Annotated in this window: 15 protein-coding genes and 1 pseudogene; 10 read left to right on the top strand and 6 right to left on the bottom strand. The window is 38.6% G+C overall.

What is annotated here, in order from left to right; translation table 11 throughout:
- Positions 1-139: 139 nt before the first annotated feature.
- Positions 140-352: a VF530 family DNA-binding protein gene (locus tag AB6E51_RS16215; protein WP_012604684.1), complete on the bottom strand. Its 213-nt coding sequence runs from the start codon at positions 350-352 to the stop codon at positions 140-142.
- 45 nt (positions 353-397) lie between these two features.
- A complete protein-coding gene (locus tag AB6E51_RS16210) occupies positions 398-1,348 on the bottom strand; it encodes a LysR substrate-binding domain-containing protein (RefSeq protein WP_102398358.1) in 951 nt (316 codons plus the stop codon).
- 103 nt (positions 1,349-1,451) lie between these two features.
- Between AB6E51_RS16210 and AB6E51_RS16205 the strand changes: the two genes are divergently transcribed.
- On the top strand, positions 1,452-1,658 hold the full coding sequence (locus AB6E51_RS16205) for a DUF1127 domain-containing protein (RefSeq protein WP_102393184.1): 207 nt from the start codon (positions 1,452-1,454) through the stop codon (positions 1,656-1,658).
- A 101-nt stretch (positions 1,659-1,759) separates the two neighbouring features.
- Here AB6E51_RS16205 and AB6E51_RS16200 read toward each other — a convergent pair whose 3' ends face one another.
- The 4 genes and pseudogenes from AB6E51_RS16200 to AB6E51_RS16185 form a co-directional block, all read right to left on the bottom strand.
- Positions 1,760-3,448 carry an AMP-binding protein gene (locus AB6E51_RS16200; RefSeq protein ID WP_372057921.1) on the bottom strand — a complete coding sequence of 563 codons (1,689 nt, stop codon included), beginning with the start codon at positions 3,446-3,448 and terminating at the stop codon, positions 1,760-1,762.
- 93 nt (positions 3,449-3,541) lie between these two features.
- Positions 3,542-3,685 (bottom strand): annotated as a pseudogene (locus AB6E51_RS16195) (helix-turn-helix domain-containing protein); the annotation flags it as partial.
- A 136-nt stretch (positions 3,686-3,821) separates the two neighbouring features.
- Positions 3,822-4,508, bottom strand: coding sequence for a transglycosylase SLT domain-containing protein (locus tag AB6E51_RS16190; protein WP_157939983.1), 687 nt, complete (start codon positions 4,506-4,508; stop codon positions 3,822-3,824).
- A gap of 101 nt (positions 4,509-4,609) precedes the next feature.
- Positions 4,610-5,476: a LysR family transcriptional regulator gene (locus tag AB6E51_RS16185; protein WP_017060824.1), complete on the bottom strand. Its 867-nt coding sequence runs from the start codon at positions 5,474-5,476 to the stop codon at positions 4,610-4,612.
- 321 nt (positions 5,477-5,797) lie between these two features.
- On the opposite strand from AB6E51_RS16185, the gene AB6E51_RS16180 reads away from it, so the two are divergent.
- From AB6E51_RS16180 to AB6E51_RS16140, 9 genes are all read left to right on the top strand, one after another.
- Entirely contained in the window at positions 5,798-6,007 is a 210-nt protein-coding gene (locus AB6E51_RS16180) for a Flp family type IVb pilin (RefSeq protein ID WP_017060823.1), read from the top strand.
- Between the two features lie 103 nt (positions 6,008-6,110).
- The gene (locus AB6E51_RS16175) at positions 6,111-6,593 is read left to right on the top strand and encodes a prepilin peptidase (RefSeq protein ID WP_372057920.1); all 483 of its coding nucleotides are present in this window, start codon (positions 6,111-6,113) and stop codon (positions 6,591-6,593) included.
- On the top strand, positions 6,590-7,420 hold the full coding sequence (locus tag AB6E51_RS16170) for a hypothetical protein (protein ID WP_017060821.1): 831 nt from the start codon (positions 6,590-6,592) through the stop codon (positions 7,418-7,420). The genes AB6E51_RS16175 and AB6E51_RS16170 overlap by 4 nt, the downstream gene beginning before the upstream one ends.
- 38 nt (positions 7,421-7,458) lie before the next feature.
- A complete protein-coding gene (locus AB6E51_RS16165; RefSeq protein ID WP_372057959.1) occupies positions 7,459-8,775 on the top strand; it encodes a type II and III secretion system protein family protein in 1,317 nt (438 codons plus the stop codon).
- Positions 8,772-9,248 (top strand): hypothetical protein, encoded by a 477-nt coding sequence (locus tag AB6E51_RS16160; RefSeq protein ID WP_017060819.1) that lies wholly within the window; start codon positions 8,772-8,774, stop codon positions 9,246-9,248. The genes AB6E51_RS16165 and AB6E51_RS16160 overlap by 4 nt, the downstream gene beginning before the upstream one ends.
- Complete coding sequence (locus tag AB6E51_RS16155; protein ID WP_017060818.1) at positions 9,248-10,489, top strand: hypothetical protein; 1,242 nt, start codon at positions 9,248-9,250, stop codon at positions 10,487-10,489. The genes AB6E51_RS16160 and AB6E51_RS16155 overlap by 1 nt, the downstream gene beginning before the upstream one ends.
- Positions 10,486-11,763 (top strand): CpaF family protein, encoded by a 1,278-nt coding sequence (locus AB6E51_RS16150; RefSeq protein ID WP_102428928.1) that lies wholly within the window; start codon positions 10,486-10,488, stop codon positions 11,761-11,763. Before AB6E51_RS16155 ends, AB6E51_RS16150 begins: the two co-directional genes overlap by 4 nt.
- A complete protein-coding gene (locus AB6E51_RS16145) occupies positions 11,763-12,671 on the top strand; it encodes a type II secretion system F family protein (protein ID WP_198599063.1) in 909 nt (302 codons plus the stop codon). The genes AB6E51_RS16150 and AB6E51_RS16145 overlap by 1 nt, the downstream gene beginning before the upstream one ends.
- Positions 12,668-13,507 carry a type II secretion system F family protein gene (locus AB6E51_RS16140; RefSeq protein WP_017060815.1) on the top strand — a complete coding sequence of 280 codons (840 nt, stop codon included), beginning with the start codon at positions 12,668-12,670 and terminating at the stop codon, positions 13,505-13,507. Before AB6E51_RS16145 ends, AB6E51_RS16140 begins: the two co-directional genes overlap by 4 nt.
- Positions 13,508-13,514: the final 7 nt, after the last annotated feature.

The raw sequence follows: 13,514 nt of genomic DNA, 5'->3' as shown, positions 1-13,514 counted from the left end.
GCGAGATGCGAGATGCGAGATGCGAGATGCGAGATGCGAGATGCGAGATGCGAGATGTGATATTGATATGGCCCCTAAAAAGTAGACACAGGGGTTGTCCCGTATTTAATCAACACGGGACAGATAAAGTAGGGAGAGATTAACGCTTTAAGTCGATGTAAATCTGCTCTACCTTGGTACGAGCCCAATCTGTTTTACGCAAAAATTTTAAGCTCGATTTAATGCTCGGGTCTTTTTTAAAGCAGTTGATGTTCACCATGTAACTCAACTCTTCCCAACCGTAATGTTCAACTAATTCAGTCAGTAGCTTCTGTAGAGTGATACCGTGAAGTGGATTATTGTCTTGTGTCATGAGATGTTCTCGCCATTTATTTGAGCTAAGTATACCAGTTTCGCTTTATGAATTATCCGACCATTTGAGTTCGTAATCGGTGTGGATAATCGAAAGCTCTTCTCTACCTGTATCACCAAACAATTTAACTTGAGTCTGCATCCATTCTTCGAAGCGTTTTATCTTTTCTCGATGGAAGTAACCTGGAGGCGCGCATAAAAAGTAATTGTATTTAGGCTTCAGCGCGATATTACCGATTCGGACGAGTTTCTTTTCCTGCAAATAGCGATACACCAAGCTGTGCTTAACCAAGGCAACGCCCTGAACGGATAATGCACCCTCTAAAACAAAATGTGAGCCGTCAAATTGCAATGATGAACGTCCTGCCTTCGCCCCAGCAACGTCTAACCATAGATTCCAATCCATATCAGGCCAACGGTCTTCAATTAACTCTGCTTTATGCAGATCGCTGATGTCATAGATTCCATATTTTTCTTGATAGATAGGATGACAGACAGGGTAAACAACTTCGTCCATTAACCAACGTGATTCAATATTTGGGTAGTTACCATGACCATATCGAACACAGACATCGACAGCTGAGTCTTCAAAGGTAACCAGTTTGTTGGTCGGTTCTATTAACATCGATAAATCTGGATGACGGTCGCGGAAGTCGCCAATTCTAGGTACTAACCAATGTTGTGCAAAAGAGGGCACGGTCGAAATCGACAATTGAGTGGGGTTGGGGTCTTGGTTTATTCGTCTTACTCCATCTTGAATATGAGCAAAGCCTTTCTTAGCTTGCAGGTAAAGCACTTCACCTTCATGAGTGAGTACTATTTTTCGGTGCTGACGAATAAACAGGTCTGCGCCTAACCATTCTTCAAGTTGGCGAATTTGTTGGCTGACTGCTGCAGCCGTGACAAATAGCTTTTCTGCTGCAAGCTTAAAACTGCCTGTTTCAGCCGCAGTATAAAAATAGTATATCCCTTGGAAAGGTGGGGTGCGCTCTCTCACATTAGTTTTCCTTAACTGAATGCCAGTATCTATCGTTTGTCGATGTTGCTCTATTGGTCGATTATTGACCATAACAAAGCGAGAGATCAACAGGAGAAAGGTTATGGATACGATCACAGCAACCGCAAATACCAACCATTCATTTTTGTCATCATTATCAATTAAGAAATTCTATTCTAAATTAGGCATGTACTTTCAAAATCGTAGAACCAGAAAGCAGCTGTCTGAGCTACCAGAGTATTTGTTGAGAGATGTAGGGATTACACAGGAACAAGTTGATAAGGAACTGAAAAAATCGTTTTGGGAGTGAGTGGGAGTGAGTGGGAGTGTTAGGGGAGGGACTGGCTAATCTAAGGTTGAGCGTACTTTGCTGCCAAAAAAGGAGCCATAATGGCTCCCTCTCGATTTTAATTATTCTTCCCAAACCACCAATTTATCTTTCGGCCAGTTATGACCAACTTCATGGTATTTCTGCTCAAGGATATGTCGCTTGATTTTGAGAGTTGGTGTTAACACGCCATTCTCAATGCTCCATGGTTCCTTAATCATCAATACACCTTTGATCTTCTCGTGTGAACCGAGCTGCTCGTTCATTTTCTCGATAACGCGCTTTGTCGTTTTCTCATAGCGAGCTCTATCGAAATTAGGGAAGTCATGCGGTACCACAAGTAGGATAGGTCCTGGTAGGCCTAGACCTATCAAACACATCATTTCTACGCGGCTGTACTCAAACAGTTTGTTTTCGATTGGTACAGGGGCAACAAACTTACCTTTAGCGGTTTTAAAGGTATCTTTCTTACGCCCACGAATCGTTAGGTAACCTTCACTATCGATATCACCGATATCACCGGTATGAAGCCAACCATCCGAGTTAAAAGACTCTTGGGTTGCAATATCATTCTTGTAGTAACCAGAGAATAAGCCTTTGCCTCGAACTAGAATCTCTTCATCTTCAGCTATTTTGAGTTCGATCCCTGGACCTGCATTACCAACCGTACCAATTTTATCGGCTCTGAATGGGTAGTTGAGCGTGCTGTAGGCGAAAGACTCTGTCATGCCCCATGCCTCGGTAATGTGCAGGCCAACACTCTCATACCATGCGAGTAGAGCGGGTGATACAGGTGCAGAACCACATCCAAGAACGCGAGCTTGGTCTAACCCTAAGCCATCAGCAAGTTTCTTCTTAATGATGTTGTTGATAAACGGAATCTTCAGTAAGAAGTTCAGTTTCTTCTGTGGCAATTTGTCTTGGATCCGCTGCTGGAACAGAGTCCATAAGCGAGGAACTGAAATAAACAGCGTAGGGCGATGCATTTTCACATCATCAATAAAGGTGTCTAAAGATTCAGGGAAAGCCGTAACCACGCCCCCCATTACTGAAGAACCAAAGATGTAAACGCGTTCTGTAATATGAGCAAGCGGTAGGTAAGAAAACAGGCGATCGCCAGGTTGGATCCCAATATGGTCAATCAACCTTTGAACAGACCAAGTAAACGCGCCGTAGGTGAGCATTGCGCCTTTTGGTAACCCTGATGTACCCGATGTGTAAACAAGTGACATCAGCTTATCGTCGTGATGCTGAGGACGTTTGGTTGATGGTTCATGTGTCTCAATGAGCTGCTCGAAAGTGTGTTGGCACTTCGCTGCGCTGTCGTATGGCAGTGAAATACTCACCAAGCTCGGATTGTCATCAAGTACTTTTTGAGTGGCTTTAGGATCGTCAAGCTTACCCGCAATCACAATTTTACTTTCACTATGCTCGATACAGTACTGAATGGTATCTGACCCCGCTGTTGGAAAGATTGGGACGCTGACAAAATCTCCTAACATCATGGCAAGATCGCAGATGAACCACTCTGCACAGTTTTTCGATACGAGAGCGACTCGATCGCCAGGTTGGGCTCCGAGTCCTTCTAATGCTGACGCCAGTTTCAGAGCTTTGTCGGCTACTTCTTTATAAGTAAACTCGACAAATTGGCGGTTAATAATCTGTTTCAAATAGACTTCATCTGGGCGTTCTTCTGCCCATTTTAAAATCATGTCATTGGGTGTAGGGAGAGCTGTTGCTTGTTCTTGGCTAAACTCGTTAGGCTGAATCATTGTCTAACTCCATGTTTTTCGCTAAGTTATTTTTGGTTATTTTTGTTAAAATCATGTTAAATGTACCATGATTTTTTCTTTTAGGGAGTAAAATTAGCGTTTTCTGTTATCTGTGCAGGCACGTCTGTAGCTTGCAGGGGTTACGCCCGTCCTTTTCTTAAAAATTCTTGAAAAATACGACACATCCTTGTAGCCACATTGATAAGAAATTACAGCTATTTTTGATTCGGTATCCGCTACGTGTAAGTCCACGGTTTATTATAAGATATTATCGAAACAACCCTGCCACTGTATTCAATTACCAGAGCTGTTATCAATTCAAATTTTAGGTTAGAAATTTAATGATCGCCATCGCCATATAAGAATATATGCATCAGTTGAGCAAGGCTTGGTATTGCTTGTTTAGTTTGTACACTTTTGCTACGTAAGTTCTTGTTTCTGCAATACGTAATTGTGTTGTTAGCATTGTATATAACTCATCAACTGATAACTTATTGATATTTTTGGAGAATGAACTGATGTCTTTATCACCGAAGGAGTATTTCATTAGATTAGATAAGCCACAGTTATAGGAAGCAATTGCTAGTAGTCTTCTCGCGCTAGAGGAGCGAATGTTGTTGAGATACTTCGTCTCCAAGAGATGCAAATAAGCGGTCCCTACATCAATATTGAATTCAGGGATAAAGAGATCTTGTGCTCTGATAGGTCTATTGTCATAAAGTTCGCGTGAAACTTCAGCAGCCCCACCATTAACAAGAATTTGCATTAATCCAATAGCAGAGGCGTGGGAAACAGCATTTGGGTCGAAGAAACTTTCGGCGTGTATCATAGCAACGATTAATGATGATGGAATTTCCCACTTTGTTGCAGAACGCTCAATGTGAGTTTGATATATTGTATATTTATTGCTGACGCTGTCAGTGATTTTATGGGATAGAAGTACGGGTGGATCGGTTTTGGAAGCTCGTATTTCGTGTATTCTTTTGCTTTTCGGAACCACAATTCGCTGCAATCTTTGATTTTCTTGCAGTTCTTCATAAGAGTTTATCGAGTCTCTCATATAAGTCACTTTCGCTGAGATCTCACTATTAAAACTAATTAATATCAATGAAGCTGAAAGACAGAGATACTTCATATTTTAATAGAGCTGTTGTTCATGTTTCATAGGTGATAGGTACTTCTTAGTCTGTTATGAATCCACTGATGATATTTTCCAAACTCACTGTGCAATGGCCAGATCATGGACGCATATATTTGCTTACCAAACAATTGAGTATCACTGGGTATTTTTATTAATTTGTTCATTACTGTTTTGGTTTCAATGATATGCTGTGGAAGAAGGGCTATCCCTTTCCCTGCGCTACAGAGTTCAAGGATAGTACTAATATCATCCAATACCCAAATGTTATGGCTTGAAATGATGGAATAATCAATAATATCTTTATATCCATCAAGCAATAACAATCGATTGTTTTTTGAATTGAATTTTGAGTTTTGAACGACTTCTTTACTCGCCACCCAAATGCAATTAACTAAAAATAATTCTTCTATATTAAAGTTATAGATGGTTTTGTGATAGGGGTTTCCTATCGCGATATCAATTTTCTTACGATTGATATAATCACCTAAAATATAGCTTGGTTTTGTTACAACGTTTATCTCAACTTCTGGAAACTCCTCAGAAAATTCAATAAGAGCATTTCTTACATTTGAATTTAGCATTAGTAGGTCAATACCTACTTTTATTTTTGTTAAATTTGAATTTGATAGATTTTTAGCAATGTTACTTAACTCTTTGTGTTTGCTTATTATTGGTGTGGTTAGCGCATATATTTTTTTTCCTTTATCGGTTAATGATACGGTGTGACCACCTCTATCAAAAAGAAAATATCCTAAATCTTGTTCTAGATTTTTTATCGCTCCACTTATCGTTGATTGCGATTTACCTAGTTTCCTCGCAGCACAACTGAACGAACCTTCAGAGGCAACAGTATGAAATGAGATTAAATTGTCTAAAGTGAGCCTCATATCTCCCTCCTACAGGCTTTGCACCGTAAGTATTAGGCTAATACTAATAATCTGAATTGGCACTATTTGAATTTAAAGTGTGATTTAGATCACATTTTAACTTTGGGTGCAATGAACTTAATTTTCAAGAATAAATATTAATTTAGAAGCTAAATCCCTTAAAATTAATTAGATAGGTAATATGAAAAAATAACCACTTTTAAATCGCGTGTATTTTTGGTTTTGATATCGGGGAAACCGATAGTAACCGAATGTGAGAAAGTGATCTGATTACTAAGATCTAATTGCTTTGCACTAGAAGCATGAAAAAAGGATGGCATCATGATTACTAAACTTTACGTAAATATGCTCAATTATTTGAATAAACTTAAAAATGATGAAAAAGGCGTTACCGCGATTGAATATGGGTTAATCGCTGTTGCAATGGCAACCATGTTAATCGCAGTTTTTTATACAGATGCGACTAGTTTTGTAGACACTTTGGAAACGTCGTTTGCAACTATTAAAACAAATCTTAGCCTTGGCGACTAATTTTAGGTTTGATTAGCTACCTAATATTACCGAAATTTGACATTAGGTAGCTAATAACTTCATTTGATAAAGTGTTACTTGTAAATTTTTATGAGAGTAAATTATGTTATATATATCCGCATTTATTACTCTTATTTTCTTTAGTTTGATAATATGTTTTAAAGATATAACGGAGAGAGAAATACCTAATTTATATGTCGTAATTATTGCGATAGCTTCTTTTACTTTAGGGTTTACGACCTCAGATTTTAGTAAGATATTGATTGTTTTTGTTTTAGGTGTCGTTCTTATTAGTTTTTGGTTAGCAAATTTTATTGGTGGGGGCGATGTTAAGCTTATTTTGGCTTTCTCTTTAGCGATACCAGCGAACGATATGTTTGTAGCCACTATATTGGTGATTTTGATTGGTGGAGTTATTTCTGTTACTTATCTACTACTTCATTTTTGTGGGAAATATGGTTCCAATATTTGGGATGGATTAAGCACTTTAAAACCGACGAATGAAGGTATTCCATATGGCGTTGCGATCTGTAGTGGTTTTGCTCTGGTCATTTTCAAAAATTTTGTAACAGGAGGTTTTGTATGAAAAAAAGTCTCAGTCTGTTTGTTGCTGTAGCAGCTGTTGCAATCGGCGGTTATGGAATATATCAGAACCTAAATAAGACGAGTGAACCTACGGTTGAAAAAACTGAAGAATACGTTCAGGTCTGGCGAGCAAACATCCAACTCGTTAAGGGGAAACCGATCGATGCTTCTTTGGTTAAGAGAGAGCAAATTCTTAAGAGTTTGGCCATTGGGGAAGGGATTAAGGCTGATGTAAATTTAGATTTTTCTCCAGCCACATTACTTAATAGAAATTTATCCCAAGGTGATTTGGTTTTACCCGAATACCAAAATAAAAAAGGTTCTCCTGGATATATTGATTTGCTTATATCAGAAGGTAAAGAGCCTTACCCACTATTAGTCAGCAGTACTAACCTAATATTAGATTATATAAGACCTGGAATTTATGTTGATGTGTTATCAATAAGCTCGCCGGTGGAAAATCTGTCCGGTGACCTTGATAGACGTATTGGCTTTAATGGTGTTAATGCTAATTTGCTTCTTAAGCGAGCTAAGGTGCTCGGTACGTCGAGTGGCAGCAAAGGTGATGATGGTAATCTCGATTCTACGTTTCAGCCGGCGGCATCCGCAGGTGAGGAAACCGGGCAAGCTGTTGTCATTATTGAGATTGATCCGGTAGATATTGCAAGAGTGTCGCTTGCTGAAAAAACGATGCACTTGGAGGTGTATCGCAGTAATAGCTATGAAGTTCCGATTGATGCTGACGTTAGAAATGTTATTGAAAATTATAGTGGAGTGTCGGAGTTAAGAGGTTCAAGACGTCAGACCGTTCAAGGGGGCGAACTGTAATGGGTATAACAGCAAAGATAACGAGATGGGTATTAGTGATGAATCTGCTGTTGATAAACTCAATGGTATTCGCTTCACAGCGATATATTACTCAATTTGAAGGACAGCATATCTCTCTCAATGAAACGATCACAACAGTGTTTATTAGCGCACCAGATATAGCCGATTATAATGTTATCGATGAAAAAACAATTGTCGTTTTTGCGAAAGAAGTGGGGCAAGCGCGACTCGAAATCTATGGCAAAAACAATAAATTACTATTGTCCGAGAAAATCATCGTCGATGTGGATCTGAGCCAAGTTCGTCGCCAGATTAAACTCCATTATCCAAAGCTAGACATTAAGCTAGAGTCCGTCGGAATGCAAGTTGCGGTAAGCGGTGTGGTTGATTCTAACCAGCAGCGTGATGATATATATCGGATGGTCGCAACCCTACTGGGGCGTGAGAAAGTCGCAAAGTATGAAGCGACTCGATTGCTTGAAATAGAAACCGATCTTATCGATATTCCAGAACCACAAGATATGGTTTTTGCTAGAAATATGACTTGGGATGGGATTTTAGAGCTACTTGAGGTCGCAACAGCGCAGCAGGTTAACGTCAAAATCTCGGTCGCTCAAGTAACTGAAAATTTTGCGCAGACAGTCGGTGTTGATTGGTCAAGCGTGGGGGCGGGTGTCGGAGAGTTTCTATTCCAACAGTTCGACGCTGCTGACCTTACAACTGTTATTACAGCATTGGGCAATGAAAATGTCGCGCAAATTTTAGCAGAACCAAATCTGACCGTTATTTCCGGTGAGTCCGCGAGCTTCTTAGTCGGTGGGGAAATTCCCGTAATCGTAACCACGAACAATAATATAAATATTACGTTTAAAGAGTTCGGTGTTCGTTTGAGTTTGACGGCCAATGTGATGAGCGAAGAGCGTATTCGTATGCAGTTGCTTCCCGAAGTGAGCGAAGTCGAGCGGTATATTCGAGCGGCAGGCATTGAGGTTCCACAATTGGCAACGCGTAGAGCCATGACGACGATCGAGTTGGGTGATGGTGACAGTTTCGTACTGGGCGGGCTAATGAGTAGCTCTGACTTGGAAGAGTTACAGAAAACCCCCCTACTAGGTGATATTCCAATTTTAGGCGCGGCATTTAGAAAATCTTCGACAGATAGAAGAAGAACCGAATTGTTAATTGTCGCGACAGTGAATTTGGTTCAACCAATAAAAAGTAAGAAGGTACAGCTGCCTCAAATGCATAAGACTTCTACATTTCATCGTTGGCTCAATATCGATTCTCCAGCTGAAGCAAACAGTGGTAGTGATCCTACAATTGAACTGTTATCTCAAGGAGGATTTATACAATGAAGAAATTAATTGTAATAGTGGTCATGATGTTTCTTATCTCGGGTTGCGCGGAGCGTTATCTTAATGGCAAAGGTAGTGAATACTTAGTCTACCCAGAGACTCATATCTATAAATTTAGTGTCAAATCTATTCCTGAAACCAAAGAGCAGTTAAGTAATCTTATCGCTAAAGTTAACGATATAGATCCCGGAGCCTCTTATAAGTTTGAGTATAGGAATAGAAATTCAAAAAATTTGATTGACAATGTTGTGAATGAATTTGAAAAGTTACCACTGTCTGCTGAGGCGTTCAGTGTGCATAAAAATATCGAATTAGACAAAGATCTTAAAATTACAGTGATCTACCACTCTCTATTACAGGAAAAATGTAAGTTTGCTTCTGTAGAAGGTGTTGATGTAAGCCAAAACTGTTTTGTGGAAGCGGCAAGAGTGGGGCAGGTTATTCACAAGGAAAGGCTCGTGGAGGGATTATAATGTTTGATTTAGTTAAAACAATGAAAGAGTCCGCAGCTTCGGAAGATTTGTCAGGCATTAATAATGGTCCATCTGATTGCGTATTAGTGTATCAATCGCAGGAGTGCGTTGATCTCGTAAAAGAAATGTTTCAATTTGAAGGTTGGGATGAACCACAATTTATTAAAAACACGGATGTAAACAAAAAGTTCTATGAAGAACAAAAATCAAACATTGTTTTACTGGAGTTATGTAACTCAGAAACAATGGCGGACGATGCTCAAAATTTCGCTAGTCATCTTCCTACCCGAAAAGGGCTGATCATTATAGGACAGCAGGACTCTATAGTTAAGCTTCGTGAATTAAAAGAAATGGGATTTTACTATCTATATTGGCCTATTAATAAGTTTGAATTTTCTGACTTTATACTAAATGTTCAAGCAAATTTAGAATCTTTTTCTGGTGTGAGTGAAAAGCGTAAGGCAAAGCGCGTTGCTGTTGTGGGTAGTAAAGGTGGGGTAGGTACTTCTCTGATTTCCACTGAGTTGAGTTCAATGTTATCTACGCAAAGTATTGATACAATATTAGTCGATCACCAATACAGTGACTCAAATATCGATGTGTTAATTGGTTTGGAAAATTTTCAATCTAGATTGATTGATGAATATTCTGTCCCAATTCACGAATTAGATAATGACGGAGCGTTAAGTTATTTAACGCAAGTGAGGAAAAATTTTAGACTGCTGTCATTGCAAGGAGAGCAAGACCAAAAATTCATTTATGATTATAATCAAACATTATGTGAACTATTAAATAGAAGTGCTAATTTTATTATCGAGGATTTTTCTGGAAGTATCGATTTTAAAATTACCCCGCATGCATTAATAGAAATTTATGATGTAATCATCGTTGTCCTAGAACCTTCCGTTTCATCAGTAAGAAATGCACGTACATTGCTATCAGCACTCGAACAAAATCAAGTGTCACAAAGTCGTCGAACTCGAATAATTACTCTGGCCAACCATCATAGACCAGAGAGTACATTCGTTATTGGACAAGGTGATATAACAAAATACCTTGAATCAAAAGTTGATATTGATATGCCTTATTGTAAAAGGCTGTCTCATTTAATCGTAGAAGGTAAGCGAGCTCATAAACATGAGAAAAGCATTCGTAAAACAATTGAGGACCTATCAAACTTAATAAATGGTCAATCAGTGCAAAAACATCAGGGTTGGTTAAATAGACTGGTGGCACGATGAGCACAACTAAAGAGCTATATATATCTTTTCGCACTCAGATTTTTGAAGCGCTTGATGTCGAAGCGATTCAAACCATGAATCGCAATGATTTAGAGGGACAAGTTAGAAGTGCTGTTGATGTACTTTCTAGCAATAATGAGCGTCCAGTAACGGCAATGATGCGGTCAAGTATTGTTAAAAGTATGCTAGATGAGTTATTTGGATTAGGACCTATTCAACCGCTTGTTGAAGACTTTTCGATAACTGACATACTTGTTAATGGCCCAAATGAAGTATTTTATGAAAAGTACGGTAAATTGGAACGTTCAGATATTACTTTTGTCAATGAAGACCAACTTCTTAATATTGCTAAACAGATCGCTTCTCGAGTTGGTCGCCGAGTTGATGAGCTATCCCCTACAGTGGATGCCCGACTCGAAGATGGTAGCCGAGTAAATATCGTTATTCCTCCGATTGCTTTAGATGGTACGACGATTTCTATTCGTAAGTTCCGTGAGCAAAATATCACAATGGAATCTTTGGTCGAATTTAATTCTATGTCTTTAGATATGGCAAGGGCGTTATCGATTGCTTCTCGTTGTCGGTTAAATATTTTGATTTCTGGTGGTACAGGTTCAGGTAAAACAACGTTACTCAATGCTTTATCACATTATATTAGTGATGATGAGAGGGTGATAACAATAGAAGACGCTGCTGAACTTCGGCTTCAACAGCCTAATTTAGTTCGACTTGAAACGCGAACTAAGAGTATTGAAAGTACTGGCCTAGTGACACAGAGAGATTTGGTGATTAATGCGCTTCGTATGCGACCTGATCGCATTATTCTTGGTGAGTGTCGTGGTTCAGAAGCGTTTGAGATGCTGCAGGCGATGAACACCGGTCACGAAGGGTCTATGTCTACCCTACATGCTAATACACCAAGAGATGCTATCAGCCGAGTCGAATCTATGATTATGATGGCAAACTTAAACCAGCCATTGGATGCTATTCGTAAGGCTATCGTCAGCTCAATTGAACTGGTTGTGCAAGTGAACCGTTTACGAGATGGCTCTCGAAAAGTAACAAGCATCTCAGAAATTGTCGGAATTGAAGGGGATAGTGTTGTCATGGAAGAGATATTTTCCTTCCAATATGATGAAGTCAATTATGGTGAGAATGTAAAAGGCAAGTTTGTTACAGAAGGTATCATGCAGAGATCCCACTTGGTACGAAAAGCCCATTTTTTCGGTTTATATAATGAACTGATGGAATCCTTTAAAGGGGTAGGGACATGATCATTTGGATATCTTTTATTTTATTTGGGATTGCCATATTTTTACTTTTTGATGATGAAAAATCAAAAGTGGTTAATTTTTTTCCAAAATTGAAAAAGACGCAAAAAGAAGATGATATTTCGGTGATTGATATCAGTGGACTGCTGCCTAGAGCAAGTTGGAGAAGTATTAGAAGAGACCTACATCCAACTATAGGAATATTAGGTTCAAGAGCAAAACTAATTGTTTTATTTTATGTTATTTTCAGTGTTTTTATATCCTATTATTTGATTTATCATTTTTTCTATATTCGTTCAATGTTTATTATGATTGTTTCAATCTTGTGTTTATTATTCTTCGGTTACTTTAGGCTTAAAACGGTTAGAAGAAAAACATTTCAGCGGACATTTCCTGATGCTCTGAATATATTAATGAGTGCGGTGACTGCTGGTGAAAGCCTGATGCAGGCATTTATATTCGTTGGGGGGAATATGGATGGTGAAGTTGGGCGAGAATTTAAGTTAATGGGTGACCGACTTCGTCTAGGTGAAAATTCTGAGGATGTTTTAAAGCGATCTTGTGAGGTCTTTCCCTACCCTGAATACATTTTTTTTACGATTGCAATAAGAGCCAATCTGAATCGTGGAGGCCAACTTAAGGGAGTATTAGCTAGGTTGATTAGAGTGTTAGTCGATGCTCGTGCAATGGAAAGAAAAAAAATGGCGATGACATCTGAAGCGAGGATATCAGCAAAAATAGTGGCAGCCATACCATTGTGTTTTGCAATAATGCTAAATTTTTTGAACCCAGACAATATTAAATTTATTCTCCATGATCCAGAAGGTCAATGGATACTTTATTATGTGTTAGGTAGTGAATTGTTAGGTTTATTTATAGTGTGGCTTCTTGTTAAAAGGGTGAAATTATGAATACTATTATTATACTATTTGTTTTTGCTTTTGGTTTGTATATGGCAATTAATATGTTAGTTGATTTGAAGAGAGAAAAAAGAATAGAATTTCTGCTAAGCGCAACACAAAAAAAGCATAGATCATCTAGAATTAACTCATTTATTGTCAAGTTTGGTAAAGAATACCGAGGGGAGTTAGAGCAGAAAGTTAGGGATGCTGGTATTCACAGCCCTCAACTGGCTATTTATTATTTTCCAATTAAAGTTTTATTTTTCGCGGTTCTCTTATTCTTTGTTTGGATAGCGGACATTGCTATAGAAACTAAGTTTATATTAGTGGTTGTTAGTGTGATCACAGCTGTACTCCTCCCTGACCTTATCTTAAGTTTAAAGCAAAAGGCGGTTGTCAGAAAGATTTCGATAAATCTTCCGTATTTACTAGATATGATGTCTGTTTGTGTGCAGACCGGTATGACAATAGAGGCATCTTTTGCCTATTTGTCAAAGGAACTAGAAACCTTTGATCGTGATTTATGCTATCAGATAAAAAAAACGTCAGACTTTGGCAAGATTCAGGGTATCGATAAAGCTTTATACAACTTGTCTGAACGCGTTCCTTCCCCTGAAATGTCGAGCTTTGTTTTGACTATTATTCAAAATATTCAATACGGATCTTCTATTTCCATGATCTTATCTGATTTGGCTGAGGATATGCGTAAAATGCAGTTACTTACCGTTGAGGAAAAGATGGGGAAACTCTCCGCTAAAATGAGTATACCTTTGATTTTACTTATTATGATGCCTATTGTCATCTTAATTTTAGCACCTGGAGTCGTCCAGATGGGACTTGTTTAGGAGTGAA

This window comes from Vibrio sp. 10N.247.311.47, assembly GCF_041467535.1.
GTDB lineage: Bacteria > Pseudomonadota > Gammaproteobacteria > Enterobacterales > Vibrionaceae > Vibrio > Vibrio crassostreae_C.
The sequence above is the reverse complement of the archived record's forward strand: the minus strand, read 5'-3'. Positions and strand labels throughout refer to the sequence as shown.

Coding starts and splice junctions, on each gene's coding strand:
- AB6E51_RS16160 (WP_017060819.1), top strand. CDS start 8,772: ATGAAGAAATTAATTGTAATAGTGGTCATGATGTTTCTTATCTCGGGT.
- AB6E51_RS16150 (WP_102428928.1), top strand. CDS start 10,486: ATGAGCACAACTAAAGAGCTATATATATCTTTTCGCACTCAGATTTTT.
- AB6E51_RS16190 (WP_157939983.1), bottom strand. CDS start 4,508: ATGAGAGACTCGATAAACTCTTATGAAGAACTGCAAGAAAATCAAAGA.
- AB6E51_RS16175 (WP_372057920.1), top strand. CDS start 6,111: ATGTTATATATATCCGCATTTATTACTCTTATTTTCTTTAGTTTGATA.
- AB6E51_RS16165 (WP_372057959.1), top strand. CDS start 7,459: ATGAATCTGCTGTTGATAAACTCAATGGTATTCGCTTCACAGCGATAT.
- AB6E51_RS16180 (WP_017060823.1), top strand. CDS start 5,798: ATGATTACTAAACTTTACGTAAATATGCTCAATTATTTGAATAAACTT.
- AB6E51_RS16215 (WP_012604684.1), bottom strand. CDS start 352: ATGACACAAGACAATAATCCACTTCACGGTATCACTCTACAGAAGCTA.
- AB6E51_RS16155 (WP_017060818.1), top strand. CDS start 9,248: ATGTTTGATTTAGTTAAAACAATGAAAGAGTCCGCAGCTTCGGAAGAT.
- AB6E51_RS16170 (WP_017060821.1), top strand. CDS start 6,590: ATGAAAAAAAGTCTCAGTCTGTTTGTTGCTGTAGCAGCTGTTGCAATC.
- AB6E51_RS16140 (WP_017060815.1), top strand. CDS start 12,668: ATGAATACTATTATTATACTATTTGTTTTTGCTTTTGGTTTGTATATG.
- AB6E51_RS16200 (WP_372057921.1), bottom strand. CDS start 3,448: ATGATTCAGCCTAACGAGTTTAGCCAAGAACAAGCAACAGCTCTCCCT.
- AB6E51_RS16185 (WP_017060824.1), bottom strand. CDS start 5,476: ATGAGGCTCACTTTAGACAATTTAATCTCATTTCATACTGTTGCCTCT.
- AB6E51_RS16205 (WP_102393184.1), top strand. CDS start 1,452: ATGGATACGATCACAGCAACCGCAAATACCAACCATTCATTTTTGTCA.